The 24,682-nt window shown below is 66.4% G+C and carries 24 protein-coding genes; 15 read left to right on the top strand and 9 right to left on the bottom strand.

Annotation, left to right across the window (positions count from 1 at the left end; all coding sequences use genetic code 11):
• Nucleotides 1-78 precede the first annotated feature (78 nt).
• The 4 genes from glyA to ACA097_RS17265 all read left to right on the top strand — a co-directional run bounded on the left by glyA (nucleotide 79) and on the right by ACA097_RS17265 (nucleotide 4,682).
• Complete coding sequence (gene glyA, locus ACA097_RS17280) at nucleotides 79-1,332, top strand: serine hydroxymethyltransferase (protein WP_371364755.1); 1,254 nt, start codon at nucleotides 79-81, stop codon at nucleotides 1,330-1,332.
• 252 nt (nucleotides 1,333-1,584) lie between these two features.
• Entirely contained in the window at nucleotides 1,585-2,880 is a 1,296-nt protein-coding gene (locus ACA097_RS17275; RefSeq protein WP_160288331.1) for an NCS2 family permease, read from the top strand.
• Nucleotides 2,881-3,012: 132 nt separating this feature from the next.
• The gene (gene trmA / locus ACA097_RS17270) at nucleotides 3,013-4,098 is read left to right on the top strand and encodes a tRNA (uridine(54)-C5)-methyltransferase TrmA (protein WP_371364753.1); all 1,086 of its coding nucleotides are present in this window, start codon (nucleotides 3,013-3,015) and stop codon (nucleotides 4,096-4,098) included.
• Between the two features lie 83 nt (nucleotides 4,099-4,181).
• A complete protein-coding gene (locus ACA097_RS17265) occupies nucleotides 4,182-4,682 on the top strand; it encodes a DUF4136 domain-containing protein (protein WP_371364751.1) in 501 nt (166 codons plus the stop codon).
• A 25-nt stretch (nucleotides 4,683-4,707) separates the two neighbouring features.
• Here the strand turns inward: ACA097_RS17265 and ACA097_RS17260 are convergent, their stop codons facing one another.
• Nucleotides 4,708-5,010: a DUF1883 domain-containing protein gene (locus ACA097_RS17260; RefSeq protein WP_371364749.1), complete on the bottom strand. Its 303-nt coding sequence runs from the start codon at nucleotides 5,008-5,010 to the stop codon at nucleotides 4,708-4,710.
• A gap of 76 nt (nucleotides 5,011-5,086) precedes the next feature.
• Nucleotides 5,087-5,554: a DUF4345 family protein gene (locus ACA097_RS17255; RefSeq protein WP_371364747.1), complete on the bottom strand. Its 468-nt coding sequence runs from the start codon at nucleotides 5,552-5,554 to the stop codon at nucleotides 5,087-5,089.
• A gap of 171 nt (nucleotides 5,555-5,725) precedes the next feature.
• On the opposite strand from ACA097_RS17255, the gene ACA097_RS17250 reads away from it, so the two are divergent.
• Nucleotides 5,726-6,160, top strand: coding sequence for a DUF411 domain-containing protein (locus tag ACA097_RS17250; protein ID WP_371364745.1), 435 nt, complete (start codon nucleotides 5,726-5,728; stop codon nucleotides 6,158-6,160).
• Nucleotides 6,161-6,258: 98 nt separating this feature from the next.
• On the opposite strand, the gene alaC is transcribed toward ACA097_RS17250, so the two are convergent.
• Complete coding sequence (gene alaC, locus ACA097_RS17245; RefSeq protein ID WP_043255089.1) at nucleotides 6,259-7,488, bottom strand: alanine transaminase; 1,230 nt, start codon at nucleotides 7,486-7,488, stop codon at nucleotides 6,259-6,261.
• A 145-nt stretch (nucleotides 7,489-7,633) separates the two neighbouring features.
• On the opposite strand from alaC, the gene ACA097_RS17240 reads away from it, so the two are divergent.
• Complete coding sequence (locus ACA097_RS17240; protein WP_043255091.1) at nucleotides 7,634-8,494, top strand: PhzF family phenazine biosynthesis protein; 861 nt, start codon at nucleotides 7,634-7,636, stop codon at nucleotides 8,492-8,494.
• A gap of 67 nt (nucleotides 8,495-8,561) precedes the next feature.
• Nucleotides 8,562-9,455: a neutral zinc metallopeptidase gene (locus ACA097_RS17235; RefSeq protein ID WP_043255093.1), complete on the top strand. Its 894-nt coding sequence runs from the start codon at nucleotides 8,562-8,564 to the stop codon at nucleotides 9,453-9,455.
• 131 nt (nucleotides 9,456-9,586) lie between these two features.
• On the opposite strand, the gene ACA097_RS17230 is transcribed toward ACA097_RS17235, so the two are convergent.
• A complete protein-coding gene (locus ACA097_RS17230; protein WP_371364743.1) occupies nucleotides 9,587-10,021 on the bottom strand; it encodes a response regulator in 435 nt (144 codons plus the stop codon).
• A 127-nt stretch (nucleotides 10,022-10,148) separates the two neighbouring features.
• Complete coding sequence (locus tag ACA097_RS17225; protein ID WP_371364741.1) at nucleotides 10,149-12,044, bottom strand: propionyl-CoA synthetase; 1,896 nt, start codon at nucleotides 12,042-12,044, stop codon at nucleotides 10,149-10,151.
• 273 nt (nucleotides 12,045-12,317) lie between these two features.
• On the opposite strand from ACA097_RS17225, the gene ACA097_RS17220 reads away from it, so the two are divergent.
• On the top strand, nucleotides 12,318-13,211 hold the full coding sequence (locus ACA097_RS17220; RefSeq protein ID WP_371364739.1) for an AraC family transcriptional regulator: 894 nt from the start codon (nucleotides 12,318-12,320) through the stop codon (nucleotides 13,209-13,211).
• A 93-nt stretch (nucleotides 13,212-13,304) separates the two neighbouring features.
• On the top strand, nucleotides 13,305-13,484 hold the full coding sequence (locus ACA097_RS17215; protein WP_084166716.1) for a hypothetical protein: 180 nt from the start codon (nucleotides 13,305-13,307) through the stop codon (nucleotides 13,482-13,484).
• Between the two features lie 8 nt (nucleotides 13,485-13,492).
• Here the strand turns inward: ACA097_RS17215 and ACA097_RS17210 are convergent, their stop codons facing one another.
• The 3 genes from ACA097_RS17210 to ACA097_RS17200 all read right to left on the bottom strand — a co-directional run bounded on the left by ACA097_RS17210 (nucleotide 13,493) and on the right by ACA097_RS17200 (nucleotide 19,233).
• Nucleotides 13,493-14,668 carry a multidrug effflux MFS transporter gene (locus tag ACA097_RS17210; RefSeq protein WP_371364737.1) on the bottom strand — a complete coding sequence of 392 codons (1,176 nt, stop codon included), beginning with the start codon at nucleotides 14,666-14,668 and terminating at the stop codon, nucleotides 13,493-13,495.
• A 200-nt stretch (nucleotides 14,669-14,868) separates the two neighbouring features.
• On the bottom strand, nucleotides 14,869-18,045 hold the full coding sequence (locus ACA097_RS17205) for an efflux RND transporter permease subunit (RefSeq protein WP_043255099.1): 3,177 nt from the start codon (nucleotides 18,043-18,045) through the stop codon (nucleotides 14,869-14,871).
• A 12-nt stretch (nucleotides 18,046-18,057) separates the two neighbouring features.
• Nucleotides 18,058-19,233, bottom strand: coding sequence for an efflux RND transporter periplasmic adaptor subunit (locus tag ACA097_RS17200; RefSeq protein WP_371364735.1), 1,176 nt, complete (start codon nucleotides 19,231-19,233; stop codon nucleotides 18,058-18,060).
• 317 nt (nucleotides 19,234-19,550) lie between these two features.
• On the opposite strand from ACA097_RS17200, the gene ACA097_RS17195 reads away from it, so the two are divergent.
• Nucleotides 19,551-20,189: a TetR family transcriptional regulator gene (locus ACA097_RS17195; protein WP_371364733.1), complete on the top strand. Its 639-nt coding sequence runs from the start codon at nucleotides 19,551-19,553 to the stop codon at nucleotides 20,187-20,189.
• Here ACA097_RS17195 and ACA097_RS17190 read toward each other — a convergent pair.
• A complete protein-coding gene (locus ACA097_RS17190; protein WP_371364731.1) occupies nucleotides 20,168-20,365 on the bottom strand; it encodes a heavy-metal-associated domain-containing protein in 198 nt (65 codons plus the stop codon). The two genes, ACA097_RS17195 and ACA097_RS17190, sit on opposite strands and share 22 nt — an antisense overlap.
• A 142-nt stretch (nucleotides 20,366-20,507) precedes the next feature.
• Here ACA097_RS17190 and ACA097_RS17185 point away from each other — a divergent pair, with 142 nt between their 5' ends.
• From ACA097_RS17185 to ACA097_RS17165, 5 genes are all read left to right on the top strand, one after another.
• Nucleotides 20,508-20,915 carry a hypothetical protein gene (locus ACA097_RS17185; RefSeq protein ID WP_160288346.1) on the top strand — a complete coding sequence of 136 codons (408 nt, stop codon included), beginning with the start codon at nucleotides 20,508-20,510 and terminating at the stop codon, nucleotides 20,913-20,915.
• 106 nt (nucleotides 20,916-21,021) lie between these two features.
• On the top strand, nucleotides 21,022-23,448 hold the full coding sequence (locus ACA097_RS17180; protein ID WP_371364729.1) for a heavy metal translocating P-type ATPase: 2,427 nt from the start codon (nucleotides 21,022-21,024) through the stop codon (nucleotides 23,446-23,448).
• The gene (gene cueR, locus ACA097_RS17175) at nucleotides 23,445-23,846 is read left to right on the top strand and encodes a Cu(I)-responsive transcriptional regulator (RefSeq protein WP_043255109.1); all 402 of its coding nucleotides are present in this window, start codon (nucleotides 23,445-23,447) and stop codon (nucleotides 23,844-23,846) included. Before ACA097_RS17180 ends, cueR begins: the two co-directional genes overlap by 4 nt.
• Before the next feature lie 227 nt (nucleotides 23,847-24,073).
• A complete protein-coding gene (locus ACA097_RS17170) occupies nucleotides 24,074-24,328 on the top strand; it encodes a type II toxin-antitoxin system HicA family toxin (RefSeq protein ID WP_371364727.1) in 255 nt (84 codons plus the stop codon).
• Nucleotides 24,325-24,651 (top strand): type II toxin-antitoxin system HicB family antitoxin, encoded by a 327-nt coding sequence (locus ACA097_RS17165; protein WP_043255112.1) that lies wholly within the window; start codon nucleotides 24,325-24,327, stop codon nucleotides 24,649-24,651. The genes ACA097_RS17170 and ACA097_RS17165 overlap by 4 nt, the downstream gene beginning before the upstream one ends.
• Nucleotides 24,652-24,682: the final 31 nt, after the last annotated feature.

Here is a 24,682-nt window from a genome sequence, read left to right as displayed (position 1 = left end):
TGCCTTTCATATGCCAGCACTGGCGGCATGGGGTAGAATGCGCCCCTTTCCCTAGCACCGATCCTTAAGAGGACCGCCATGTTCAGCCGTGATTTGACCCTCGCCCGCTACGATGCCGAACTCTTCGCCGCGATGGAGCAAGAAGCCCAGCGCCAGGAAGAGCACATCGAGCTCATCGCCTCCGAGAACTACACCAGCCCGGCGGTGATGGAAGCCCAGGGTTCGGTGCTGACCAACAAGTACGCCGAAGGCTATCCGGGCAAGCGCTACTACGGTGGTTGCGAATACGTCGACGTCGTCGAGCAACTGGCCATCGACCGCGCCAAGCAACTGTTCGGCGCCGACTACGCCAACGTCCAGCCGCACTCCGGCTCCCAGGCCAACAGCGCCGTCTACATGGCCCTGCTGAACGCCGGCGACACCGTGCTGGGCATGAGCCTGGCCCACGGCGGCCACCTGACCCACGGCGCCAGCGTCAGCTTCTCCGGCAAGATCTACAACGCCGTGCAGTACGGCATCGACAGCAACGGCCTGATCGACTACGACGAAGTCGAGCGCCTGGCCGTCGAGCACAAGCCGAAGATGATCATCGCCGGCTTCTCCGCCTACTCGCAGGTCCTCGACTTCCCGCGCTTCCGCGCCATCGCCGACAAGGTAGGCGCCTACCTGTTCGTCGACATGGCCCACGTGGCCGGCCTGGTTGCTGCCGGCCTGTACCCGAACCCGGTTCCGTTCGCCGACGTCGTCACCACCACCACCCACAAGACCCTGCGCGGCCCGCGCGGCGGCCTGATCATCGCCCGCAAGAACGAAGAGCTGGAGAAGAAGCTGAACTCCGCTGTCTTCCCGGGTGGCCAGGGTGGCCCGCTGGAGCACGTGATCGCCGCCAAGGCCGTGTGCTTCAAGGAAGCCCTGCAGCCCGAGTTCAAGGAATACCAGGCGCAGGTCATCAAGAACGCCCAGACCATGGCCCAGGTGTTCATCGAGAACGGCTACGACGTGGTTTCCGGCGGTACCCAGAACCACCTGTTCCTGCTGTCCCTGATCAAGCAGGACATCACCGGTAAGGACGCCGACGCCGCCCTGGGTCGCGCCTTCATCACCGTGAACAAGAACAGCGTGCCGAACGACCCGCGTTCCCCGTTCGTTACCTCGGGCCTGCGCATCGGCACCCCGGCCGTAACCACCCGCGGCTTCAAGGAAGGCGAGTGCCGCCAGCTGGCCGCCTGGATCTGCGAGATCCTCGCCAACCTGGGCGACGAGGCCGTCGAAGGCCGCGTGCGCGAGCAGGTCAAGGCCCTCTGCGCCAAGTTCCCGGTATACGGCAACTAAGCCCTACCACGAACACGAAGAAGCCCGGCATCCGCCGGGCTTCTTCTTTTCCGCCCCCCCCCCCCGCCCGCAGGCCTCGCTGGCAGCCTCGACGCCGGCCAACTAGGCTCGTGCAGGAACCACCGACCGGGCTCAATACCCCAGGCCGCGGGGAGCTGGTATGATGCCCGCCTTTTTTGCCCAGGCCGCGCAAGACGGCTATTCCTGACTGACCGGTCGACTGAAAAAGACGCCCAACCTAGGGAGCACGACATGCTCGAAAAGCTGTTCCAACTCAAGGCGCACAACACCAACGTACGCACCGAGATCCTGGCCGGGATCACCACCTTCCTGACCATGGCCTACATCCTCTTCGTCAACCCGAGCATCCTCGGCGAGACCGGCATGGACAAGGGCGCGGTGTTCGTCGCCACCTGCCTGGCCGCGGCCATCGGCTCGGCGATCATGGGGATGATCGCCAACTATCCGATCGCCCTGGCGCCGGGCATGGGCCTGAACGCCTTCTTCACCTACACCGTGGTGCTGCACATGGGCCACACCTGGCAGGTGGCGCTTGGCGCGGTGTTCCTCTCGGCGTGCATGTTCTTCGTCATTTCGATCTTCCGCATCCGCGAATGGATCATCAACAGCATCCCGCTGGCACTGCGCTCGGCGATCGCCGCCGGCATCGGCCTGTTCCTCGCGCTGATCTCGCTGAAGGAAGCCGGCATCGTCGTCGCTAACCCGGCCACCCTCGTCGGCATGGGCGACCTGGCCAAGCCCGAGCCGCTGCTGGCAATCCTCGGTTTCATCCTGATCGTCGCCCTGGAAGCCCGCCGCGTGACCGGCGCGGTGATGATCGGCATCCTCGCCGTGACCTTCGTCGCCATCGCCCTGGGCGTCTCCAAGTTCGGCGGCGTGGTGTCGATGCCGCCGTCGCTGGCGCCCACCTTCCTGCAGCTGGACATCAAGGGCGCCCTGGACATCGGCCTGACCAGCGTGATCTTCGCCTTCCTCTTCGTCGACCTGTTCGACAACTCCGGCACCCTGATCGGCGTGGCCAAGCGCGCCGGCCTGATGGGCAAGGACGGGCACATGCCGAAGATGGGCCGTGCGCTGATCGCCGACAGCACCGCCGCCATGTTCGGCTCGCTGCTGGGCACCTCCACCACCACCAGCTACATCGAGTCGGCGGCGGGCGTTTCCGCCGGTGGCCGGACCGGCCTGACCGCCATCGTGGTCGCCGTGCTGTTCCTCCTGGCGCTGTTCTTCGCCCCGCTGGCAGGCAACGTGCCGGCCTTCGCCACTGCGCCTGCGCTGTTCTTCGTCGCCGTGCTGATGGCCTCGGGCCTGGCCGAGATCGACTGGGACGACCTGACCGTCGCCGCACCGGTAGTTGTCACCGCGCTGGCCATGCCGCTGACCTTCTCCATCGCCAACGGCATCGCCTTCGGCTTCATCACCTGGACCGCCTGCAAGCTGCTGTCCGGCCGCTGGCGCGAACTGAACTGGGCGCTGGTGATCCTGTCGGTGCTGTTCGTCATCAAGCTGGGCTGGTACAACGCCTAATCAGCGACCGCCTAATTTCTGGGTCCCCGCATTCGCGGGGATGACGGCTCGGTTCCGTCACTCCCGCGAACGCGGGAGCCCAGCGATACCACGCGCCATTGCAACCGCCGATCCGCAAGAGTTCCTCGCCCCATGAGCAGCCCCCGCTTCAACCCTGCCGCCTACGACACCCAACTGGCCGACAAGGCCGCGCGCCTGCGCGAGCTGCTGGCGCCCTTCGCCGCACCCGAGCCGCAGGTGTTCGATTCGCCGCGCGAGCACTACCGCCTGCGCGCCGAGTTCCGTCTGTGGCGCGAGGCCGAGCAGCGCCATTACGCGATGTTCGAGCAGGGCGACAAGCACACGCCGATCCTGATCGACGACTTCCCCATCGCCAGCCTGCGCATCAATGAACTGATGCCGCGCCTGAAGGCGGCCTGGGCGGAGCCGGCGCTGGGCCACAAGCTGTTCCAGGTGGAGTTTCTCACCACCCTGGCGGGCGATGCGCTCATCACCCTCTGCTACCACCGTCCGGTGGATGCCGCCTGGGAAGCTGCCGCGCAGAAGCTCGCCGCCGACCTGGGCGTGAGCCTCGTCGGCCGCTCCCGCGGCAAGCGCGTGGTGGTAGGGCGCGATTACGTGAACGAAGAGCTGACCGTCGCCGGCCGCACCTTCCGCTACCGCCAGCCGGAGGGCGCTTTCACCCAGCCCAACGGTCAGGTCTGCCAGAAGATGCTGAACTGGGCCTTCGACGCCCTGGGCGAGCGCCAGGACGACCTGCTGGAGCTGTACTGCGGCAACGGCAACTTCACCCTGCCGCTGGCCACCCGCGTGCGCAAGGTGCTGGCCACCGAGATCAGCAAGACCTCGGTGAACGCCGCCCTCGCCAACCTGGCCGACAACGCTGTGGATAACGTCACCCTGGTGCGCCTCTCCGCCGAGGAGCTGACCCAGGCGCTCAACGAGGTGCGCCCGTTCCGCCGCCTGGCCGACGTCGACCTGAAGTCCTACGACTTCGGCAGCGTCTTCGTCGACCCGCCGCGCGCCGGCATGGACTCGGACACCTGCGAGCTGACCCGCCGCTTCGAGCGCATCCTCTATATCTCCTGCAACCCGGAGACCCTGGCGCAGAACATCGCCCAGCTGCACGACACCCACAAGGTCACCCGCAGCGCGCTGTTCGACCAGTTCCCCTACACCCACCACATGGAAGCGGGCGTTCTGCTGGAACGTCGCTAAGGCGAACCCAACCTGGGTTGGGCGGCGTATGGCGCGCCGCCCGCTAGGCTGCTGTGGATAACCACAACACCCAGAGCCTCGCCATGAAACCTCTCCTTGCTGCGCTGCTGTCCCTGCTGCTCAGTGCCTGCGCCGGCAGCGACCCGCAACAGGTCAGCGTCTCGCCGCACGCCGACGGCACCCAGAGCACATTCTTCATCCACGCCGTGCGCACCCAGGGCCATCGCCTGGATCTGGAGGAGCGTTTCGATACGGCCGTGCGCCACGCGCTGGAGGCCAAGGGCTATCGCTACCAGGCGGACGGCGGCGATCTGCAGGTGCTCTATGCGCTGGGCCTGGACCGCCAGACCGACGTCATCCAGCGTCCGGTCGCGACCCAGGCGGGTGTGATCAACCAGACGCAGATCGCCGATTCCGACCGCGCACGGCTGGCCATGCGCATCCTCGATGAACGCAGTCAGGAAGTGCTCTACGAAGCGCAGCTCAGCCGCCAGGTGCAGGACCCGAACCTGAGTCAGGCCGCGTTCGACGCCGCCATCGCCAAGCTGCTGAAGGACTTTCCGGCGCACCAGGGCGCGCGCTGAAGCGCGGGCGCGGCCAGATGGCCGGTCACTGGTGGTTGGACGGGGTCTTGCGGACGAACTTGATGGAGTAGCTGAAGTCCGGCTTGCGCGTGACGCTGATCGGACGGCTGGTCACGGTGTCCAGGGTAACGTTCCAGAAGCCGGTGCTGGGGACGCGGATGCGCGCCGGGAACTGCTTGAAGGCGCCGCCGTGGTAGGAGTGGCGGCCACCGTTCTTGAAGCTGCGGAAGTTGGCATCGCTCATCAGACGGATATTGCACATGCGCGAGCATTCAATGATCACGAGGTCGCCCTCGTTGAGATGTTCGCGCTGGTGGATGAATTTCATGACGACGCCCGCAATGCCTTTCCGGAAAGGCGCGATGTTACCACGGAACACTGCGCCAGCGCAGGAACGACGGGCCTTAGAGTCCCTCGAAGTCCGCTTCGCGAATCTTCTGCGGCGGCGTCTCCTCGACCGGCTCGGGCTCCACCGGCGCCTCCTTGCGACGCTCCAGCCAGTACAGGGCAAGCAGCGCCAGCACGGAAATCCCGCCGCGATAGAGCAAGCCGTAGAGGGTCGCGTCGCCCTCCAGGCCACTGCCGGAGGACCAGGCGATGAACAGCCGCGACAGGGTCAGGGTGAGCTGGATCAGCACAACCAGGATCAAGCCGGGGCGCAGCAGCTCCACGCGGCGAACGGCGAAGAACAGGAACAGCGCCAGGGCGAACTGGTGGCCGCCGTAGAATACCTGGGCGTCGCTTACCGAGGACGGCTCCATCAGCAGCATGCCACTGAGGTTGGCCATCTCGTACGGGCGGACCCAGTACAGAATCCCCAGGCCACACCAGACCAGGGCTTGAACCAGCAGGACGATACGGGCGAAGAGCATCCAGATTCTCCCGGGGCCCGAGGCCCGTGTGATGAAGGGTGGCTAAAGGACACAGACCCTCGGCGGCGAGGCGAGTTCGGCGCCGGTCGTCACATGCTGAAACAGTACCACCGCGGGCGCCGGGAACCTCGGGCGTATGCTCCGGCGGTTTCATTCTGACAGGAGATTCCGATGCGCCGTTTCCTCCTTCTCGCTGCCCTCCTCGCCGGCAGCGCCCAGGCCGCCGAACCGCTGACCATCGACGTCTACCGTGACGCCAACTGCAGTTGCTGCAAGGACTGGATCAAGCACCTTCAGGCCAATGGCTTCCAGGTCAATGATCATGTGGAAAACGACATGTCCGCGGTCAAGACACGCCTTGGCGTACCGCACTCCATGGGCTCGTGCCATACCGGGGTAATCGACGGCAAGTTCGTCGAGGGCCATGTGCCGGCGTCCGACGTGCTCAAGCTGCGCGAGCGCAGCGACCTGGTCGGCGCAGCAACGCCGGGCATGCCGATCGGCTCGCCGGGCATGGAGATGGGCGATCGCCACGATGCCTACCAGGTGCTGGGGCTGACCAAGGACGGCAAGGCCGTGGTGCTGGCGGATTATCCACAGCGCTGATGGCTTTTCTGTAGGAGCGCGCCATGCGCGCGAATCGCGGACAAGGTCCGCTCCTACAGTGAATGAAAAGGGGCGGCCAACTGGCCGCCCCTTTTCATTCACTCGGCGCCTTTGCCTGAGGCCTTGGGCAATAGCCCGTCGGCGCGGAACATCGCCTTGATCCCACGCACAGCCTGGCGCAGGCGGTCGCGGTTCTCGATCAGGGCGAAGCGCACGTGGTCGTCGCCGTAGTCGCCGAAGCCGATGCCCGGCGATACCGAGACCTTGGCGTCCTGCAGCAGCTTCTTGGCGAACTCCAGCGAGCCCAGGTGCGCGTAGGGCTCGGGGATCTTCGCCCAGACGTACATCGAGGCCTTGGGGTTCTCGACCATCCAGCCCGCCTCGTGCAGGCCTTTCACCAGCACGTCGCGGCGCACCTGGTACTGCTCGGCGATGTCGCGCACGCACTGCTGGTCGCCTTCCAGCGCGGCGATGGCCGCCACCTGCAGCGGGGTGAAGGTGCCGTAGTCGTGGTAGCTCTTGATCCGCGCCAGGGCGCTGACCAGCTCGGGGTTGCCGACCATGAAGCCGATCCGCCAGCCGGCCATGTTGTAGCTCTTGGACAGGGTGAAGAACTCCACCGCAATGTCCTTCGCGCCCGGCACCTGCATGATCGAGGGCGCCTTCCAGCCGTCGAAGACGATGTCGGCGTAGGCCAGGTCGTGCACCACCAGCACGTCGTACTGCTTGGCCAGGGCCACCACGCGCTCGAAGAAGTCCAGCTCGACGCACTGCGCGGTCGGGTTGGAGGGGAAGCCGAGGATCATCATCTTCGGCTTGGGAATGGATTCGCGGATCGCCCGTTCCAGCTCGTTGAAGAAGTCGATGCCCGGCACCAGCGGCACCGAGCGCACCTGGGCGCCGGCGATCACCGCGCCGTAGATGTGGATCGGGTAGCTGGGGTTCGGCACCAGGATGTTGTCGCCGTGGTCGAGGGTCGCCAGCATCAGGTGCGCCAGGCCTTCCTTCGAGCCGATGGTGACGATGGCTTCGCTGTCCGGGTCGATGTCCACGGCGTAGCGATCCTTGTACCAGTGCGAGATGGCGCGGCGCAGGCGCGGGATGCCACGAGAGGTGGAGTAGCCGTGGGTGTCTTCGCGCTGGGCGACCTGCACCAGCTTCTCGACGATGTGCGGCGGGGTCGGGCCGTCGGGGTTGCCCATGGACAGGTCGATGATGTCCTCGCCGCGGCGGCGCGCGGCCATCTTCAGTTCGGCGGTGATGTTGAAGACGTAGGGCGGGAGACGGTCGATGCGCGCAAAGCGGCGAGCTGAACGGGGTTCAGTCATGATTTCCTCGGTGAACGTAAGCGCCCGGAACCGTCCGAGCGACGTCGGCCACTGCGGTGGCCTGGAAAGGCGCGGGGCCTTTCTTGTCGGCGAACATATCCGCCGCTAGGCTCGCTGTCGAGTTTTCCTTTCAGGCTTCGAATCCATGTCACCTCTGCATTACTGGCAACTGGACGTCTTCGCCGATCGCCCGCTCAGCGGCAACGGCCTGGCGGTGTTCGCCGACGCCCGCGGTTTGTCCGACACCACGCTGCAAGCCCTGACCCAGGAGCTGCGCCAGTTCGAGACGATCTTCCTCTACCCCACCGCGCAGCTAGACACCTACGCCGCGCGCATCTTCACCATGGAGGAGGAACTGCCCTTCGCCGGTCATCCGCTGCTCGGCGCCGCGGCGCTGCTGCACCACATCCACCAGCGCGGCGAGCAGGAGCACTGGACCATCCAACTGCCGGCCAAGCAGGTCGAACTCGATACCCGCCGCCACGGCCATGGCTTCGTCGCTCAGATGAACCAGGGCCAGGCGCAGTTCGGCGCCACCCTCGACGAGAATGGTCGGCGCTGGTTCGCCGAGGCCTTCTCGCTGCAGGTCAGCGATCTCGCCGATTACCCGGCGCAAGTGGTCAGCACCGGCCTGCCCTACCTGCTGCTGCCGGTGCGCGGGGAAGCCCTCGGGCGCATCCGCCAGCGCGCCGACCTCTCCGCCGGGCTGGCCGGCATCGGAGCGGCCTTCGTCTTCCTGGTCGATGTGGATAACCGTGAAGGCCGCACCTGGGACAGCGCCGGGCTGGTCGAGGACATCGCCACCGGCAGCGCCGCCGGTCCCGTCGCCGCCTACCTGGTGGAGCTGGGCAAGGCGCGCCGCGGCGAGGCCTTCGCGCTGGCCCAGGGCCGCTTCCTCGGCCGCCCCAGCCGGCTGGAGGTCAAGGTCGGCCTCGACGGCCAGGTGCAGGTCGGCGGCAAGGTGCAGTTGCTGGCGCATGCAGAACTTCTCTGCACGCTCGGCTGACGGCCGGCCTGGCGAGGCGCCACTGCGCCGACGACACTGATTCGACGAGTTCGCAGGAGAAGACGCCATGCAATGGGGCAAGGGACGACGCAGCGACAACGTGGAGGACGCCGGCAGCGACGGCGGCGGCATGGGTGGCGGCGGTCCGCGCATCGGCGGCCGCGGCCTGAGCCTGGGCGGGGTGGCCATCGTGGTGGTGGTCGGCCTGCTGATGGGCCAGGACCCGATGCAGATCCTCGGCAACCTGCTCGGCCAGATGGGTGCGACCCAGGCCCCGGCCACGCGACCGACGCAGGGCCATACGGCGAACCCCAACGACCCGCAGGTGGACTTCGTCCGCGCTATCCTCGGCGACACCGAGGACACCTGGGGGCAGATCTTCGCCCACAGCAACATGCAGTACGAGCAGCCCAAGCTGATCCTGTTCAACGGCGGGGTGAACTCGGCTTGCGGCTTCGCCTCCTCGGCGGTCGGCCCCTTCTATTGCCCGGGCGATCACCGCGTCTACCTCGACCTCGACTTCTTCCGCGAGATGGAGCAGCGCTTCCACGCCTCCGGCGACTTCGCCCGCGCCTACGTGATCGCCCACGAAGTCGGCCACCATGTGCAGAACCTGCTGGGCATCTCGGCCAAGATCCAGGCGGCGCGCCAGCGCGGTGCGCGCATGGAGGGGGCGGACGGTCTCTCGGTGCGCCAGGAGCTGCAGGCCGACTGCTTCGCCGGGGTCTGGGCCAACCACGCCCAGCAACGCCTGAACTGGCTGGAACCGGGCGATATGGAAAGCGCCCTGAACGCCGCCAACGCCATCGGCGACGACCGCCTGCAGAGCCAGTCGCGCGGCAGCGTGGTACCCGACTCCTTCACCCACGGCACCTCGGCGCAGCGCATGCGCTGGTTCAAGCTCGGCTTCGACGGCGGATCGCCGGGCAAGTGCGACACCTTCAAGGCGCAGGCACTGTAGCGCGAGCTGATCCGTCCGGCGCTGGTCGGTAGGAGCGGATCTCATCCGCGATCTTCATCGAACGCAGGAGCGCACCATGCGCGCGATTCGCGGACAAGGTCCGCTCCTACGGGGAGAAACAATCGCGGGGGTCACAGACTTCGGCTGAGAACGCGCAGGAAGTAGGCCGGCTCGACCGGCTTGAGCATGAAGTCGAGCACGTTGAGGCGCATGGCTTCGATCACGTCGCGGGTGGCCGCCTGGCCGGACAGCACGATGATCGGCAGGAAGGTGCCGATGAGGTTGAGCTCGCGGACCAGGTGCAGCCCGGAACCCTCCTCCTCCATGTTCAGGTCGGTCACCAGCAGGTCGATCGACGACTCGTCTCGGGTGATGCGCCGCAGCGCTTCGGCGGCGCTGCTGGCGGTGAGGCAGTCGACGTCGGCGCCCTCGATCAGCTCGCGCATTTCCGCAAGCACGTCCTCATCGTCGTCCACCAGCAGGATGACCGGGCGGCGCACCGGCGTCTCGGTAATTTCCCTGAGCGCCTCGAGTTCCTCTTCGCTGAGGAAGTTGTTCTGCGACATGGGCTGCGGACGTCCGTGAAGGCCATTTGCCATCCATTATAGCGGCCACTCCGAAAGCGCAAGCCGCCAAAAAGAAGGGCCGCAAAGCGGCCCTGGGAATACGCCGGCATCCAGCCGGCGCCGGGGTTCAGCAGGCGCGGGCGAGACCGGCGGCGCCCAGGCGCTCGGCGATTTCACCGAGTATCGCCGGATCGTCGATGGTCGAGGGAGGGGCATATTCCTCGCCGTCGGCGATCTTGCGCAAAACAGCGCGCAGGATCTTGCCCGAGCGCGTCTTCGGCAGCCGCTTGACCACCACCACGCGCTGGAAGCAGGCCAACGCGCCGATGCGCTCGCGAACCAGCGCCACCAGTTCGCGCTGCACCTGTTCCTCGCCGAGCCGCGCATCGTCCTTGAGCACCACCAGGCCCAACGGTACGTGGCCCTTGATCGGGTCCTGCACGGCGATCACCGCGCACTCGGCCACCGCGCCGTGCAGCGCCAGCAACTCCTCCATCTCGCCAGTGGAAAGGCGGTGCCCGGCGACGTTAATCACGTCGTCGGTACGGCCCATGATGTAGACGAAGCCGTCCTCGTCGACGTAGCCGCCGTCGCCGGTGTGGTAGTAGCCGGGATAAGTCCGCAGGTAGGCATTCAAATAGCGCGGGTGGTCGCCCCACAGCGTCTGCGCGCAACCGGGCGGCAGCGGCAGGCCGATGACGATCGAGCCGGTCTGGTTCGGGCCCAGCAGATGGCCTTCCTCGTCCACCACCTGGACGTTGTAGCCAGGCACCGGCAGGCTGCTCGAGCCGGGACGCTGATCCGCGCTCCCCAGGCCGGTGCAGGGCGCGGTCACCGGCCAGCCGGTCTCGGTCTGCCACCAGTGGTCGTGCACCGGTTTGCCGGTGAGTTCTTCCAGCCAGTGCTGGGTGCTGCTGTCGAGCTTCTCGCCGGCGAGGAACAGGCGCCGCAGCGAGCTTAGGTCGTAGTGCTTGAGCAGTTCGCCGTGCGGGTCTTCCTTGCGGATCGCGCGGATCGCCGTGGGTGCACAGAACAGCGCATTGACCTTGTGCTCCTGGATCACCCGCCAGTAGGCGCCGGCATCTGGCGTGCGCACCGGCTTGCCTTCATAGAAGACAGTGGTGCAGCCATTCATGAGCGGGCCGTAGACGATCAGAGAATGGCCGACCACCCAGCCGACGTCGGAGATGCCCCACCAGACGTCCCCCGGTTGCATGCCGAAGATGTTCGGCAGCGCGTACTGCATGGCCACCGCATGGCCGCCGTTGTCGCGCACGATGCCCTTGGGTTTTCCGGTGGTGCCGGAGGTGTACATGATGTACAGAGGGTCGCCGCTCGCAAGCTCCACCGGGTCGGCAGGCTCGGCATGGGCCACCGTCTCGCGCCAGTCGAGGTCACGCCCGGCGTGCAACTCGGCCATCGCCTGCGGACGCTGCCAGACCATCACGTGCGCCGGTTGGTGCAGCGCCAGCTCCAGTGCCTTGTCCACCAGCGGCTTGTATTCGATGACGCGCTCGAACTCCAGGCCGCAGGACGCGGTGAGGATCAGCTTGGGCTTGGCGTCGTCGATGCGCAGCGCCAGCTCGTAGGGCGCGAAGCCGCCGAACACCACCGAGTGCACTGCCCCAAGGCGCGCACAGGCCAGCATGGCCATCGCCGCCTGCGGCACCATAGGCATGTAGATGATCACCCCGTCGCCCTTGCCCACGCCGAGCGCGCGCAGGGCACCCGCCAGGCGCGCCACCTCGTCGCGCAGTTCGCGGTAGCTGAAGCGTTGCTGCACGCCGGTCACCGGCGAGTCGTAGATCAGCGCAGCCTGCTCGCCGCGGCCGAGGGCGATCTGCTGGTCGAGAGCGAGGTAGCTGCTGTTCAGGCGGCCGTCGGCGAACCAGCGATGGCTGCCGTCGGCCAGGTGTTCGAGGATATTGCGCGGGCGCTGGTACCAGGCCACGGCCTCGGCCTGCTCGGCCCAGAAGGAGACAGGATCCGCCAGGGAGCGGTCGTAGGATTGCCGGTAGTTCATCATCGAGCCCTCTGAATTGTTGTTATCGAGGTCGAGTAACGAGTATGGACAGGCCTCGGGGGGCCGCCATCAGCCTTTTGTCGAACGCCGGCGGAGCCTTCCTGCGAGACTGCGCCCCTCGGCATTGGCCGGTTCTCGAAATGGACAACCGGCTTTAATTGCTGACAGCCAAGCAAGGCTGCCAACTCGGACCTAAGCTAGCACCCGCGCAAAGCCTTCCAGATCGACTAAGTTGTGTTCTTGATGGATTAAATTGCTGAGCCGCCTATCCAGATGTCGAGAACCTCCGACTGGCCGCTGCCGCCGGACAGCCTGCGCCTGCTGCTGCCGCCCGTGCTGCTCGCCAAGCTCGCCGCGCATCCGCTGAGCCGCGACCTCTACCCCACCTCGCTGGGCCACTACCGGCGTGCCCGCGACCACCAGATGAGCCGCGACCGCCACGACGACCACCTGCTGATCTATTGCAGCGAGGGTGTTGGCCATCTTCTCGCCGACACCACGGAAGGCCCGCAGGCGCTGCGCGTCGGCAGCGGCGACCTGATCTGGCTGCCGCCGGGTATGGCGCACGAATACCGCGCCGACCATGAACAACCCTGGAGCATCTCCTGGGTCCACCTGCGCGGCGACGGCGCACCCTGGCTGCGCCAGGCTGCCGGCTACGACGCCTCGCCGCTGCGCCATTGGGGCGTGCAGCACGCGCTGCTGGGCGGTTTCACCCAACTGCTCGAGGCCGGTCACAGCGGCTACCGCTTCCAGCCCTACCTGCTGGCCGCCAGCCGGCTACGCGCGCTGCTCTGCCAGCTACCGTTGTTGCGCCCGCTACGCGAGGGCGGACTGGACCTCGACGGCCTGCACGCGTACATGCGCGAGAACCTGCACCGACGCCTGGAACTGGCGCAGCTGGCGGCCTTCTGCAACTTGTCGAAGTTCCACTTCGTCAATCGCTACCGGGTGCTGACCGGACGCACGCCGGTGCAGCACTTCCTGCACCTGAAGATCGAGTACGCCTGCCAGTTGCTGGACAGCAGCGGGCACAGCGTCGCCCAGGTCAGCGAAGCCCTCGGGTATGACGACAGCTATTACTTTTCAAGGCTTTTCAGCAAGGTCATGGGCCTGTCGCCCAGTGCCTATCGCGCGCGTCTGGGCGAGGGGCGCGGGGGCGCCTGAGGGGGTTCGCTGCCGGTCGTCGCCAGCCCCCGGCGCGGCATCGGTGCGGGACTAAACTCTCGACTCCCCTCCCTTACCCCGGGGTGTCACAGCATGAAAATCCTCGTTCGCCCGTCCTCCAGCAGCAAGGGCAAGTGCTGGCAGGTGTGTCTGGATCAACTGGCCGTGGACTTCCGCAATGAACAGGAAGCCAGGCTCTTCGTCAGCACCCTGGAAACCCGCCTGCAAGCGCCCCACGTCCTACCCAGACAGATACCGCCGTTGGCCAGCTGAGCCTTCGCTCAGACGCTGCGCTCGCTGATCTGGCCGCTCGACCAGCCAAGCAGCGCCGCGCATCCCCCGCACAGACAGATCACCACTGCCATGGGCAGGGCGCTGCCGTCGTGCAGCGCGCCGACCAGCGCCGAGGCGCCGGCCGCCACGCTGAACTGCAGGCTGCCCATCAGCGCCGATGCGCTGCCGGCGTGACTTCCCTGCCCCGCCATGGCGCATGCCGAGGAGTTGGGCATCAGGAATCCCAGGCTGGCGATACAGCCGAACAGTGGCACCAGCAGCGGCCACAGGTGCTCAGGACGAAACAACGTCACCGCCAGCAGGATCAGCCCGCAACCGAAGTACACCCAGACCGCACGCCGCAGCCAGAACCCCGGTCCGCGAAAACGCAGCAGGTAGGCGTTCACCTGCGCCATCAGGATGAAGCCCGCGGCGTTGCTGCCGAATACCCAGCCATAGTGCTCGGGCGCCACGCCGTAGAGCTGGATGAACACGAATGGCGAGCCGGCGATGTAGGAGAACATCCCCGCGATGGCAACCCCGCCGGTCAGCGCATAGGTCAGGAAGGCGCGATCGCCGAACAGCCGGCGGTACTCGCCCAGGGCTCCGCCCAGTGGCGGTCGCGGGCCGGCCGGGATGGTCTCTGGCAGGCGCAGGCCGATTGCCAGCCCGGCGAGCGCGCTGAAGCCAGTCAGGCAGTAGAAGATCGACTGCCAGCCAAAGGTGCCGAGCAGTGCGCCGCCGGCCAAGGGCGCGAGGATCGGCGCCAGCCCCATGACCAGCATCAGCTGCGAGAACGCCTTCGCCGCGGCGATCGGATCGCACAGGTCGCGCACCACCGCGCGGGAGATCACCATGCCGGCGCAGCCACCCAGGGCCTGGACGAAGCGCGCGCCGATCAGCCATTCGAGGCTCGGTGCGACGGCACAGGCCAGCGACGCCAGGGTGAAGATGCTCACGCCCAGCAGCAGCGGCTTGCGCCGGCCATAACGGTCGGCCAGCGGACCGTACAGCAGTTGGCCGATGGCAAGGCCGGCGAAGTACGCCGACAGGCTCAGCTGCACGTGCTCGACATCGGTACCGAAGGCCTGGGCCAGCGCCGGGAAACTCGGCAGATAGAAATCGATGGCCATGGGGCCGAAGGCGCTCAGCGCGCCGAGGATCAGCAGGATCGGGAAGGTCATGGCTCACCGGTTCGGGGACCGCCGCCGCGGTGTCCGGCCGAGGCTACGGGCAAGTCGCGGGGCGAAAAGAAAGCTGGCTAACGAAACGCCGCCAAGCATAGCAATTTGGCGCTCAGCGGGCAGGCCGGCGTACACAGATTTCCGCCATGGGGATAACCGGATGGCCAGGGTGCGAGCGCGGCTCGCACCCTGGCCGGCACTCAGGCCGCGGGACCTTCGCCGTGCGCGGGGTGCGCTTCGGGCGCGGGTTGGGGACTGACCTTCTCCTTGCGCTTGCCGAGACGGTCGGAGAACGACTCCACCAGCATGTAGAACATCGGGATCAGGAAGGTCGCCAGCAGGGTTGCGGCTAGCATCCCGCCGATCACCCCGGTACCGATCGAGTGACGGCTGGCGGAACCGGCGCCGCTGCTGATCGCCAACGGCACGCAACCGAGGATGAAGGCCAGTGAGGTCATGACGATCGGGCGGAAGCGCAGCTTGGCCGCCTCCAGCGCCGCCTGCATCGGCCCCATGCCCTGCTCCTCGCGACAGAGCACGGCGAACTCGATGATCAGGATGGCGTTCTTCGCCGCGAGGCCAATCAGGGTCACCAGGCCGACCTGGAAGTACACGTCGTTGTCGATGCCGCGCAGCCAGATGGCGAGGATGGCGCCGAACACCGCGAAGGGCACGGCGGTGACCACCGCCAGCGGCAGCGACCAGCGTTCGTACTGTGCGGCGAGGATGAGGAATACCAGGATCAGGCCGAAGATGAACGCCTGCCCGCCCGAGCCCTGGGCTTCGAGTTCCTGATAGGCCGAACCGATCCAGGTCAGCATGTAGTCCTGGCCGAGGGTCTGGTCAGCCACTTGCTGCATCGCCGCCAGCGCCTGGCCGGAGCTGTAGCCCGGCGCCGGGCCGCCGAGGAGCTTGGCCGCTGGGAACACGTTGAAGCGCGAGAAGGTATCCGGACCGAGGATGCGCCGCACTTGCACCAGCGCCGAGAGCGGTACCAGGTCACCGGTGGACGCGCGCACGTAGACCTGCTTGAGATCCTCGGGCTTGCGGCGGAAGTCCGACTCGGACTGCAGGTTCACCTTCCAGGTCCGCCCGTACAGGCTGAAGTCGTTGACGTAGTAGGCGCCGAAAGTCGCCTGCATGGCCGTGAACACGTCGTCGATCGCTACCCCGAGGGCGCGCGCCTTGGTCCGGTCCAGGTCGATGAAGTACTGCGGCACGTTGGCGTTGAACGTGGTGGTCACGCCCGCCAGCTCGGGACGCTTGGCGGCGGCGGCCATGAACTTCTGCACCATCGCCTGCAGCTGCTCGGGAGTGCCGCCACTGCGGTCCTGGATATAGGCCTCGAAGCCACCGGTGGTGGACATGCCGGTGATCGGCGGCGGGTTGAAGGTCAGGGTCACGCCGTCCTGCTGCTTCATGCCCATACCCATGAAGGTGCGCGTCAGGTTGCGCGCGTCCAGCGAAGGGTCCTTGCGCTCCTTCCAGTCCTTCAGGGTGATGAAGGACACACCGGCGCTGGTGACGTTGGTGTTGGTCAGGATATTCAGGCCGGCGAAGGTCACCACGTCCTTGACCGCCGGGTGCTTGAGCAACTGCTCGGTCACCGCGCTGGTCAGCTCCTCGGAGCGTTTGAGCGAGGCAGCTGGCGGCAGGATGTAGGCGTTGATCACGTAGCCCTGGTCTTCGTCGGGCACCAGCGAGCCGGGCACGCGGCCAAACAGCACCACCATCAGCGCAATCATCCCGCCGACCAGCAGCAGGCCGATGGAAACGCGCTTGAGGAAGAACTGCACACCCGCGCCATACCCTTCGGTGGCCTTGTCGAACATGCGGTTGAACCAGCGGAACGGTGCCGCCGGCTCCTTGTGCTCGGACTTGAGGAGCAGCGCGCAGAGCGCCGGCGAGAGCGTCAGCGCGACAATCCCCGAGATCACCACGGACACCGCGATGGTGATCGCGAACTGCTGGTACATCTGCCCGGCGAGACCGCCGAGGAAACCAACCGGGATGAACACCGCGCAGAGCACCAGGACGATGGCGATGATCGGCCCGGTCACCTCTTCCATGGCCTTGATCGCCGCCTCCCGCGGCGCGAGTTTTTCGGTGCGCATCACCCGCTCGACGTTTTCCAGCACCACGATGGCGTCGTCCACCACGATGCCGATCGCCAGTACCAGGCCGAACAGGGTCAGCAGGTTGATGGAGAAGCCCAGCAGGTACATGCCGGCGAAAGTGCCGACCAGCGACACCGGGATCGCCAGCACCGGGATCAGGGTAGCGCGCAGGTTCTGCAGGAAGATGTAGACCACCAGCATCACCAGCACGAGGGCCTCGAAGAACGTGTGTATCACCTCTTCGATGGATACCTGCACGAACACCGTGGTGTCGTAGGGGATCTTGTAGACGATGCCGGGCGGGAAGCGCTTGGACAGGCGCTCCATGGTGGACCTTATCGCCTCGGCGGTGTCCAGGGCATTGGCGCCGGGCTGCAGGTAGACCCCGAAGGCCGCGTTCTGCTGGCCATTGAGGGAAGTCATCATCGAGTAGTCCTGGGCACCCAGTTCGACCCGCGCGACGTCCCTGAGCAGCAGGCTGGCGCCAGTGCTGTCGGTGCGCAGGATGACGTTCTCGAACTCCTTCGGATCGGTGAAGCGCCCCTGCGTGCTCACCGTGTAGGTGAATGCCTGCGGACTGTTCAGCGGCTCCTTGCCGAAGTTGCCGGCGGCGAACTGCGAGTTCTGCTCGCGGATGGCGTCGACCACGTCGCTCGGCGTCAGGCTGTACTGCGCCAGCTTGTCCGGGCGCAGCCAGATGCGCATCGAGTAGTCCTTGGCGCCGAACTGGGTGACGTCGCCGACGCCGGGCAGGCGCTTGAGCTCGTCAATGACGTTGATCAGCGCGTAGTTACTGATCTGCACCGGGTCGACCGAGTTGTCCGGCGAGAACAGGGTAACCATCTGCAAGATGTCCGAGGACTTCTTCTGCACCTTCACGCCCTGCCGGCGCACTTCCTCCGGCAGCTTGGCCAGCGCGGCCTGAACCTTGTTGTTGACGTTGATGGTGGCCTGGTCGGGATTGGTGCCGACCTTGAAGTAGACAGTCAGCGTCATGGCGCCGCTGCTGTCCGAGGTGGACAGCTGGTAGATCATCCCTTCGACGCCGTTGATTTCCTGCTCCAGGGGCGCGGCGACGGTTTCCGCGATCACCTGCGAGCTGGCGCCGGGATAGTTGGTGGTCACCGACACCTGCGGCGGCAGGATCTGCGGGTATTGCGCGACGGGCAGCGCATGAATGGCCGCCATCCCGCCCAGCAGGATGACGATGGAAATCACCATGGCGAAGATCGGCCGGTCGATGAAGAAGCGCGAGATCACGATGGGCGCTCCTTATTGTTTGGCCTGGGCTGGTTGCGCAGCCTCGGCGGAAGCTTCCTGTGCCTTGACCGGCTGATCCGGGCGCACCTTGGACAGCCCGTCGACGATCACCCGTTCGCCGGCATTGACGCCCGAATCGAGCACCCAGCGGCCGTTGACCATCTGCGCGACGTTCACTGGGCGCATGTGTGCGATGCCCTTGTCGTCGACTACGTAGACGAAGGTACCCGCGGGGCTCTGGGACAACGCGCGCTCAGGCACGGTCACCACCGACTTGCGCATGATGCCCGAGACCACCACACGCACGAACTGGCCGGGAATCAGGCGGCTTTCCGGGTTGTCCACCGTCGCCCGGGCATTGATGGTGCCGGTGCCGGTGTTGACGAAACTGTCGGTGAAGTCGACCACGCCATCGATCGGGTAGCGCGTTCCGTCGCCGAAGTACAGCTCAGCCTTCAGTTTGCCCTTCTCCGGCAGGGTCATCCGCCCACTTTCCACGCCGTCGCGCAGCCGGGCCGCCTCGGTGTCGGTGTAGGCGAAGTTGATGTAGATGGGGTCGAGCTGGGTCAGCTCGGTGAGCAGGCTGGAGTTCGGGTCGTTGGCGGCCACCAGGCTGCCCTCGGATACCGTCTGCTTGCTGGCCATGCCGGAGATCGGCGCCTTCACCGTGGTGTAGTCGAGGTCGATCTGCTTGGCCTGCACGTTTGCCTTGGAGGCCTCGACGTCGGCCTTGGCCTGTTCGAAGTTGGAAATGTAGCGGTCCAGTTCCATGGCGCTGGCGAAGCCCTTGACCTGCAGCTCGCGGATACGCTTGAGGTCGCGGTCGGTCTGCCGGTACCGCGCCTGCGCCTGGGCCAGCGCGCCCTTGGCCTGGCCCAGCGCCGCCTGGTAGGGACGCGGGTCGATCTGGAACATCACCTGGCCCTGCTTGACCGGCCGGCCTTCCTCATAGGTGCGCTTCTGCAGGATGCCGCTGACCTGGGCGCGAACTTGCACCTCCCGGTAGCCGGCGGCACGCCCGGAGTATTCGAGGTTCAGTGGCATCGGGCCGCTCTTCGCGATTTCGACCGTGACCGGCGGCGCAGGAGGGGCCGCCTTCTCTTCAGCTGCCAGCCCAGGCAAGGGAAGCTGCGCCACAAGCAGGACGCAGCAGGCCATCAACGATGACGGACGAAGGGCAAACGGCATAGAACCTCTCCATGGAAGGCAATTTCTATTCGAATTGGCAGGAATACATCCCGAGCCCCGCCCCAAATTCGGTGGCTAACAGGTCACGCTGAACGGTTCAGCAACGCCGGGCGGACTTCAGATGAGACTAGCCTGTATAGCAATTGCCGCCACGAAGAGGCCTAGAGAAGATTCGGAAAACTCCCACAGCACGATTCATTCGAAATAGGCAGAGGGCTTGGCGTAGCCACGGCAGGGCAAGTGACGGTTATTTCACGAAAATTCAGTAGACTGGCGGACCAAATGCAAGGCCAGCCAAAAGAGCGGTCACCGATACCATGAGAAGAACTAAAGAAGACTCGGAGAAGACCCGCCAAACCATCCTGGATTCGGCCGAAGCGCTGTTCCTGGAAAACGGGGTTTCCAATACCAGTCTCGAAGAAATTGCGCGTAACGCCGGTGTGACGAGGGGAGCGGTCTACTGGCACTTCGAGAACAAGTCGCATCTGTTCCACGAAATGATCAACCAGGTGCGCCTGCCGCCCGAGCAGTTGATTGCCCGGCTGTCCGGCTGCAACGGCGTGGATGCCCTGCAATCGCTCTACGAGCTGTGCATCGAGGTGGTCCGCAACCTGGCCAGCAACGAACAGCGCCGGCGCGTCCTGACCATCCTCATGCAGCGCTGCGAGTTCACCGAAGAGCTGCGCGATGCGGTGCTGCGCCACAACGCCGTGATCCGCCAGTTCATCGACCTCTGCGAGCAGCTGTTCGCCCGCGAGGCCAATCAACAGCGCCTGATGCCCGGCATCACCCCGCGGATCGCCGCGCGCTCGGTGCACGGCATGATCTACGGCCTGATCAACGACTGGCTGCGCGACCCGGAGCTGTTCGACCCATTGCAGGACACCGAACAGCTCTTCGAGCCGCTGTTCCGCGGGCTGATCCGCGATTGGGCTCAGGCCGGCGCGGCCTCGTAGCCTTCCTCGCGGATCGCCTCCAGCAGCGCCTCGTCGGGTAGCCGGCTGTCCACCCGCACTTCGCCGTCCGCCAGGTCCACCTGGACCTGGGCGGCCGCATCGCGAGCCTGGATCGCCTGGGTCACGGCGCGTACGCAGTGGCCGCAGGACATGCCTTTCACATTGAACACATGCATGTCGAACTCCTTGGGGATCGATGAATTCGTGGCGCAGTGTCGACCTTGCCACCGTGGCAAGGTCAAGCCCTTGCGCTCCGCTTGCCGCCAGCGACCGCCTCGGCCAAGCTCAGCGCTGTCGCCTTCACCTGGGAGTCCTCCGATGCGCCGGCTACTGCTCCGCGCCCTGCCCTGCCTGCTCTGGCCCGCCCTGGCCCTGGCCGCCGACCCGCCAACGGTGCAGGCCTGGCCGCAACAGGATCCGCCACCGCCCGGCTACGCGATTCTCAACATCACCCGCATGGGCCTGCAGAGCGGCAGCGCCTGCGATGTCGACCTCTATGTGCGCGGCGAATTGCTGGCGCGCCTGCAGCCCGAAGGCAGCGTGTCGCTCAACCTCGCCCCCGGCGAAGTCCCGATCCGCCTGGCCACCTCCAGCACCGGCGCCTGCCGCCAGGGCATGCAGCAACTGCAGAACCAGAGCCTGCGCCTGCGCGCCGGGGAAATCCGCAACTACCGCATCGGCTACCGCGAAGGCGGGCTTTTCCTGACCCCGGTCAACACGCCCTGAAACGACGCTTGACCTTGCCCTTGTGGCAAGGTTCATCCTCGGGGCATCGTCGGATCCAGACGATTGCGCGCCTACCGCGCGGTCGCCGGAAATCAGGAGAAGCCCCGTGAACAGCCCCGCCCCCATCGAGCTCGACCTGCCGGTACACGGCATGACCTGCGCCTCCTGCGCCGGCCGCGTCGAGCGTGCGCTGCAGAAAGTCCCCGGCGTGCTCGGCGCCAGCGTCAACCTGGCCAGCGAGCAGGCGCGAGTGAGCCTGAACGACGCCGGACAGCTACCGGAACTGGTCGAGGCCGTTGAGAAGGCCGGCTACCAGGTGCCCAGCCACACGCTGGAACTGGGCATCGAGGGCATGACCTGCGCCAGCTGCGTTGGCCGCGTCGAACGCGCGCTGAAGAAGGTCCCCGGCGTGCGCGACGCGAGCGTCAACCTCGCCAGCGAACGCGCGCACCTGGACCTGCTCGGCGCAGTCGATCCTGCCATCCTCATCGCCGCCGTGGACAAGGCCGGCTACCACGCCCGCCTGCTCGAAGCTGAGAAGCCGGCGCAAGACGCGGCGCTGGCCCGCCTGGCCCGCGAGCGCATCCTGCTGATAATCGCTCTCGCGCTGGCCCTCCCGCTGGTGCTACCGATGTTCGCCGAATGGGCCGGAATGCACTGGATGCTGCCGGCCTGGGTGCAGTTCGCCCTGGCCACGCCGGTGCAGTTCGTCATAGGCGCGCGCTTCTATGTCTCGGCCTGGAAAGCGCTGCGCGCGCGCAGCGGCAACATGGACCTGCTGGTCGCCCTGGGCACCAGCGCCGGCTACGGCTTGAGCCTGTACCTCTGGCTGAGCGCGCCGCCCGGCAGCATGCCGCACCTGTACTTCGAGGCGAGCGCCGTGCTGATCGCCCTGATCCTGCTCGGCAAGTACCTGGAAAGCCGCGCCAAGCGCCAGACCGCCTCGGCCATCCGCGCCCTGGAAGCCCTGCGCCCCGAACGCGCCACACGCATCCGCGACGGCCATGAGGAAGACGTGGCCATCGCCGAGCTGCGCCTGGGCGATGAACTGCTCGTGCGCCCCGGCGAGCGTTTCCCGGCGGACGGGCTCGTCCTCGATGGCCGCAGCCATGCCGACGAGGCGCTGATAACCGGGGAAAGCCTGCCGGTGGCCAAGGGCCCCGGCGACAAGGTCACCGGCGGCGCCATCAACGGCGAAGCGCTGCTGACCATCCGCGCCACCGCCCTGGGCGGGGAAACCGTGCTGGCCCGCATCATCCGCCTGGTGGAAGACGCCCAGGCGGCCAAGGCGCCGATCCAGAAGCTGGTGGACAAGGTCAGCAACGTCTTCGTCCCGGTGGTGGTCGGCATCGCCCTGCTCACCCTGCTCGGCTGGCTGCTGGCCGGCGCGGGCCTGGAAACGGCGTTGATCAACGCCGTCGCCGTGCTGGTCATCGCCTGCCCCTGCGCGCTCGGCCTGGCCACGCCGACGGCGATCATGGCCGGCACCGGCGTCGCCGCGCGCCACGGCATCCTGATCAAGGACGCCGAAGCCCTGGAAGTCGCCCACGCGGTCAGCGCGGTGGCCTTCGACAAGACCGGCACCCTGACCGCCGGCAAGCCCAGCCTGGTGGACTTCGCGGTCGCCGAAGGCGAAGCCGACGAAGCCCTCGCGCTGGCCGGTGCCTTGCAACGCGGCAGCGAACACCCGCTGGCCAAGGCGGTGCTCGGCGCCTGCGTCGAACGCGGCCTGCACGCCCACGCCGCGAGCGAAAGCCAGGCCCTGGCCGGGCGCGGCATTCAAGGGCGAGTCGGCGAGCGCCTGCTGGCCCTGGGTAACCGCCGCCTGCTCGACGAACAGGGGCTGGCCGCCGGCGATCTGCAGGTAAAAGCGAGCGAATGGGAAAGCCACGGCCGCACCCTTTCCTGGCTGATCGAACTGCAACCGCAAGCGCGGCTGATCGCCCTGTTCGCCTTCGGCGACAGCCTCAAACCCGGCGCCGGCGAAGCCATCCACGCGCTGCGCGAACGCGGTATCGCCAACTGCCTGATCACCGGCGACAACCGCGGCAGCGCGCGACTGGTCGCCGAGGCCCTGGGCCTGGACGAAGTGCATGCCGAAGTGCTGCCGGCGGACAAAGCCGCGGTGGTCGCGCAGATGAAACAGGGCGGCGCGGTGGTGGCCATGGTCGGCGACGGCATCAACGACGCCCCGGCGCTGGCCGCGGCAGATGTCGGTATCGCCATGGGCGGCGGTACCGACGTGGCCATGCACGCGGCCGGCATCACCCTGATGCGCGGCGATCCGCGCCTGGTCCCGGCAGCGCTGGACATCGCCCGACGCACCTACGCGAAGATTCGCCAGAACCTCTTCTGGGCCTTCGTCTACAACCTGATCGGCGTGCCCCTGGCCGCCCTCGGCCTGCTCAACCCGATGGTCGCTGGCGCCGCCATGGCCCTGTCCAGCGTCAGCGTGGTGAGCAACGCCCTGCTGCTCAAGCGCTGGAAGCCGGACCTGCAAACCAGCGACAACGAAACCCGGAGCTCGCGATGAACATCGGTGAAGCCGCGAAGAAGAGCGGCCTGTCGGCGAAGATGATCCGCTACTACGAATCCATCGGCCTGCTGCAACCGGCCGGCCGCAGCGCCAGCGGTTACCGCCACTACAGCGAGCAGGACCTGCACCGCCTGGCCTTCATCCGCCGCTCGCGGGACTTCGGCTTCTCGCTGGAAGAAGTAGGTCAGTTGCTAGCGCTGTGGCAGGACCGCAAGCGCGCCAGCGCCGACGTCAAGGCCCTCGCCACCCGCCACATCGACGAACTCAACCGCAAGATCGCCGAGCTCTCCAGCCTGCGCGACACCCTGCAGGACCTGAGCGATCACTGCCACGGCGACCACCGCCCGGACTGCCCGATCCTCAAGGACCTGGAGTCGGGCAATTGCTGTCACTGAGCTTCGCTCGTACAGGCCAAACCGCCACCCGGTAGGAGCGGATCTCATCCGCGAAGAATCCGCGCCGCAGTCCCTTGTAGGAGCGGGCCATGCCCGCGATTTCGCGGACAAGGTCCACTCCTACAAGAGCCATGCACCAAATCGCACAGGCATAGCGGAAGTAAGACGGCGCTGACCTAAAGGCCTGGACGGTATCATTATTTGATACCACAATGAGGCCAGAATGGATGAACAGCCGCCAACGCTCCACCTGGGAGCTGTTGTACGCGACGCCAACGCCCAACCACCTGGAATGGTTCCGTATCGAGGCACTGCTGCTGTACCTGGGCGCGCGCAAGCTCGAGGGCAACGGTTCGCGCGTGCGCTTCGAGCTGAACGGCGTCATCGCCAGCTTCCACCGGCCACATCCGGGCAAGGAAGCCAAACCCTATCAGGTTCGCGATGCGCGGACCTTCCTCGAACGAGCGGGATACGCACCATGAGCCCGATGAAATACAAAGGCTACGTCGCCCACATCGAATACAGCGACGACGATGAACTGTTCGTTGGCCGCATCGCCGGCATCCACGACGTGATCGGTTTCCATGGCGAGTCGGTAGGCGAGCTGCGCCAACTGTTTCAGGAAGCGGTCGACGACTACCTGGAGACCTGCGCTCGACTCGGTCGTGAACCGCAGAAGCCCTACTCAGGAAAACTCAGCCTGCGCCTGGACCCCGCCCTCCACGCACGCGTAGCCCTGAAGGCCGAACTGAGCAACAAGAGCATCAATCAGTGGGTGGTGGAGCGCCTCAGCGAGGCGCTCTGAACGCAGGTCCCATTCTCGTAGGAGCGGATCT

Origin of the sequence: Pseudomonas sp. QL9 (genome assembly GCF_041409665.1) — a bacterium.
Classification (GTDB): Bacteria; Pseudomonadota; Gammaproteobacteria; order Pseudomonadales; family Pseudomonadaceae; genus Pseudomonas; species Pseudomonas knackmussii.
This window is presented reverse-complemented; position numbering and strand designations above follow the sequence as displayed.